The organism is uncultured Corynebacterium sp. (assembly GCF_902489365.1).
GTDB lineage: Bacteria > Actinomycetota > Actinomycetes > Mycobacteriales > Mycobacteriaceae > Corynebacterium.
In genome coordinates this window covers 1-3717 of record NZ_CABTZR010000131.1, presented here as the reverse complement: position 1 = coordinate 3717, position 3717 = coordinate 1, and the positions used below count along the sequence as shown (strand labels likewise).

General features: G+C 62.0%; 2 protein-coding genes and 1 pseudogene. All 3 read right to left on the bottom strand.

Translation table 11 applies throughout. The features are described from left to right. On the bottom strand, positions 1–1900 hold a 1900-nt coding region (locus RDN59_RS11670; protein WP_308607979.1), incomplete at its 3' end, for an alpha/beta hydrolase-fold protein. Positions 1901–2165: 265 nt separating this feature from the next. Next, complete coding sequence (locus RDN59_RS11665; protein WP_284808805.1) at positions 2166–3197, bottom strand: alpha/beta hydrolase family protein; 1032 nt, start codon at positions 3195–3197, stop codon at positions 2166–2168. Positions 3198–3323: 126 nt separating this feature from the next. Then, positions 3324–3717 (bottom strand): annotated as a pseudogene (locus tag RDN59_RS11660) (hypothetical protein); the annotation flags it as partial.

The window sequence follows — 3717 nt, the reverse complement described above, 5'->3', positions numbered from 1 at the left end:
TGGGCCAGCCGAACTCGCCCTGTTCGTAGCCGTGCTTGCCCCACTCATCAAAGATCTCGCCCTTGAGGATGTAGTGCGCGCCGGAATCCATGGACCAGTAGATGTTGCCGTGCTCGAACTCCTGGAAGAAGCCGCCGTTGACGGCCTTCTCCTCACCCACCGGGAAGCCCAGCTCAGAGTCAGCAGCCTTCAGCTCCTTGTACTTCGCGCCGATAGCACCGTGCACGATGTGGAAGGAACCGTCCGGGTTGCGGGTCAGCACGCCGTCCTCGAACTCCTGGACCTCGCCGTCGCCGGCCTTGCGCGGCTCGGCTACCGGGTATTTGAGGTCGCCGCCCTCAAAGCCGTTCTTGCCCCAGGCGTCGAAGAAGTCCTTCGAGATAGGCCAGGCACCGGTCTCCGGGGTCCAGTAGATGGAGCCATGCTCGAAGTGGACGTAGCGTCCGCGACCGTCGGGAGTCTTCTCCTCACCGGTCTTCGGGAAGCCCAACCAGGAGGTCGGGCCACCGAGCTCGGAGTAGCGTGCACCGATGCGGCCGATGACGGCGTGCGCACCGGTCTCCGGGGACCAGTAGGCAGTACCGGCCTGGAAGTCCTGGGCCTTGCCGCGCTCGGCGACGTCATACTCGTTGTTCACGCAGGAACCAATGATGCCGGACTTGGTGGCCTCCGCAATTGCGCCCACCGGGGTGCAGTCAGCGCCGCGGTCGGACTTGTCGAGACCGAGGGAGTCAGCAATGAACGGCCACGCCTCGGTCATTTCGAACTGCCAGTACTCCCAGCTGTGAACGCCTGTCGGGCGGAACTTGACCACCGGCTCCACCTTGGCGCGCTTGGCGTAATCGACGAAGGTCTGAGTAGACATGCGGGAAATTGCCTCGAGGCCTACGCCGGCCATGTTGGCCTGGCCCTTGGCCACGGAGCCGATCTGGCCGTAGTCATCCTTGCCGTTGCCAGCGGAGACGTAGACCTTCATATCCTTGAGGTTCTCGATACCCAGCTTCGGGTCGTGGTCAATCCAGTCCTGGGAGTAGAGGTCGCCCCACATGTTGGTGGAGGTGTAGCCGCCGGCATCTGCCTGCGCGGCGGTAATGGCCTCCGGCATACCGGTGGTCGTGGTGTCGAGGTATCCCGAGAAGGAACCAACGAACTTGAAGGCCCAGGGGTTGCGCTCCGCCAGGTTCATCGCGGCAGTACCGCCCATGGAGATACCGGTGACGGCACGCTGGCCGTTGGAACGATATGCCTTCTCTAGGACTGGGATGAGCTCCTGCATGAGGAAGCTTTCCCACTTGTAGTGCTTCCCGTTGTCGGGCTTCTGCCAATCGGAGTAGAAGGAGGACTCGCCGCCAACCGGCATGATGAGGTTGACGTTGCGGTCGGCGAACTGGGACAGAATGTTGGTTTCAATGGTCCAGCCAGACTCGTCGTCGCGGGCACGTAGGCCGTCGAGGGCCCACACTTCTGGGAACTTCTTGTCCGGGTTGGAGTACCAGTCGCGGGCCAGCTGGATCTGCACGACCTGCTCCTTGTCCGGCATAGCGGCGGACTTGATGTAGACCTTGAGGTGGCGGTTGGTCAGGTACTCAACACGGGAGACGGACACGCCTTCCGGCAGGCCCTCGATGTCCGGGTACTCGGTCTCAATCGGTGTGCGCTGCGGCGGGTTGGACGGCGCGAAGGAGTCGGAGAAGTTGGAGCTTCCCAGAATGTCGGTAATGCCCTCGCCGGAGCTAGAGCTGGAGGACTGCGCATTGGCCATAGGCAGCAGCGCGAAGCCGACGGCCACGGCGGTAGGCAGTGCGGCGATGGTCAGGCCCTTGCGAGCGGCGGACGGGGAACGCAGGCCTGCTGCCTTGGAGGGCTGAGCAGACTTCTGAGAAGGCGCAGTGTTCGGCATTGGTGAATCCTTGCGATGTGTCGAGTGAAGGCACGTTGCATCGAGCGGGCTCCGCAGGTTCCCCTCCTGCGGAACACGCCACTGCAGACGCGGTGAGCGGTCTAACGTGAGCTCAAGTTTAAGTTGAACTTGAGACTTTTGGAAGAGGGACACGCCCACACTTTCCTTATCGAACACGACAAAGCCGGCCCGCCTAAGCGCCTCCAGCGAATGATTCCGCTAGAAGGCGACGGACGAGCCGGCGAAAAGAAAGGTTTCTACGCGTTTACCACGCGTTCATCACGTTGAGCACCTGCGGCTTGGAGTACTCCAACTCGTAGCCGAACTGCTCCCAGTTGTGCAGGCCCTGAGCCGGGTAGTTCGTCTGGAGACGCACGCCCATCGCGCGCGCCTTGAGCTCCCACATGCGGGTCGTAGCATTAGCAAAACCTTCAAGCGCCATACCGGAAGCAATGTGCTCCGGCTTATAGCGCTGCTGATCCAGCGGACCCGGAATACCGGAGGCGGCGGAGACAAACACGTCGGTACCGTGAGCGGCCAGCTCCGGAATCAGGTTGAACGGGTCATTGCTGAAGCGCTTCGGGTTAATGACGGAACCGTACATGGCGTTGATGTTGAAGCCGCCGGCATCGAGAAGCGCGAGGCGCATAAAGGTCTGCGCTCCCGGCAGAGTCGTGGTGAGATAACCGGAGTAGGACAGAGCCTGGCGGAACTGCTCCGTGTGCTTGCCGGCCAACGTAATGGCTGCGGTAGCACCCATGGACAGGCCAGCAACGGAGTTATTGTTGCGGGCCACACCGAAGTTGCCCTCGAGGTAAGCCGGAAGCTCCTTAGTGAGGAAGGTCTCCCACATGTAGTTCACCGGTTCCACCAAGTCATAGGTGGCCGGGGCGCGCCAGTCTGCGTAGAAGGACGCGGCGCCACCCACCGGCATCACGAGGGTGATGTTGTGGTCGACGTAGGTACGTGCGGCGTTAACGTCATTGATCCACGCGTTGGTGCGGTCGGTAGCGCGAAGACCATCGAGGAGGTACAGGCCCGCGTTGCCGCCGTTCTTGGCCGGCTGAATCTGCACCGGGATGGTGCGGCCCATAGCCTCAGACCAGACATCACAGCGCTGAACCCAGAAACCTACGCGGTCCCACTCGCAGGCCCCGGTAGCATCGCCACGCAGCCAGTCACGGTTAGCCGCAGAGGCCTCCTGGGTGCCGGCGGTGACGACGAGGCCCAGAGCAATAGCAATGGCGGCCACAACCGCCATGACACGCGTCCGCAGTGCGGAACTTAGTGCACTCATGTTTCTCCTTAACATTCTTACTGCCACTAGTACATCGCCAACACGCCAGCGATGGTTACGGATCAATAACGAGAATCTTTTGTAGCGTAACCTACCCGCCCGCGTTTTGTCTTCCTACGGGGGTGCCTACCCGGCGGGGAGGTAGTCCGCTGGGTCCTCCGACAGCTGTAGCGTACGGCCCGTCGTCAGGGAAAAGACCAGGTTCTTACGGAAGCGCTCCCAGGACATGGGCTCGCTATAGGAGGCCACCAGCTCCTTGAGTTCTGGGGCCTCCAGCGCAGCGCGGGCCCGGCGGGTGGTGTCCTTGTCATACCACGGCGGCAGGTAATCAATATCTGCGCCCGACTGCGCTGCCTGCCATTCCAAGGCGAGGGATTTATCGTGGCCAATGCGCCCGCCTTCCTCGCGCGGCATCCGCGCCGCCAGCGGGGTAGCCAAACCGATGGTGTCCTGGACTCGGACATCAAGCGGCGCATTCATCGACGTCATACCAAGGTTCACCAAGAACAGCGATGGCGCC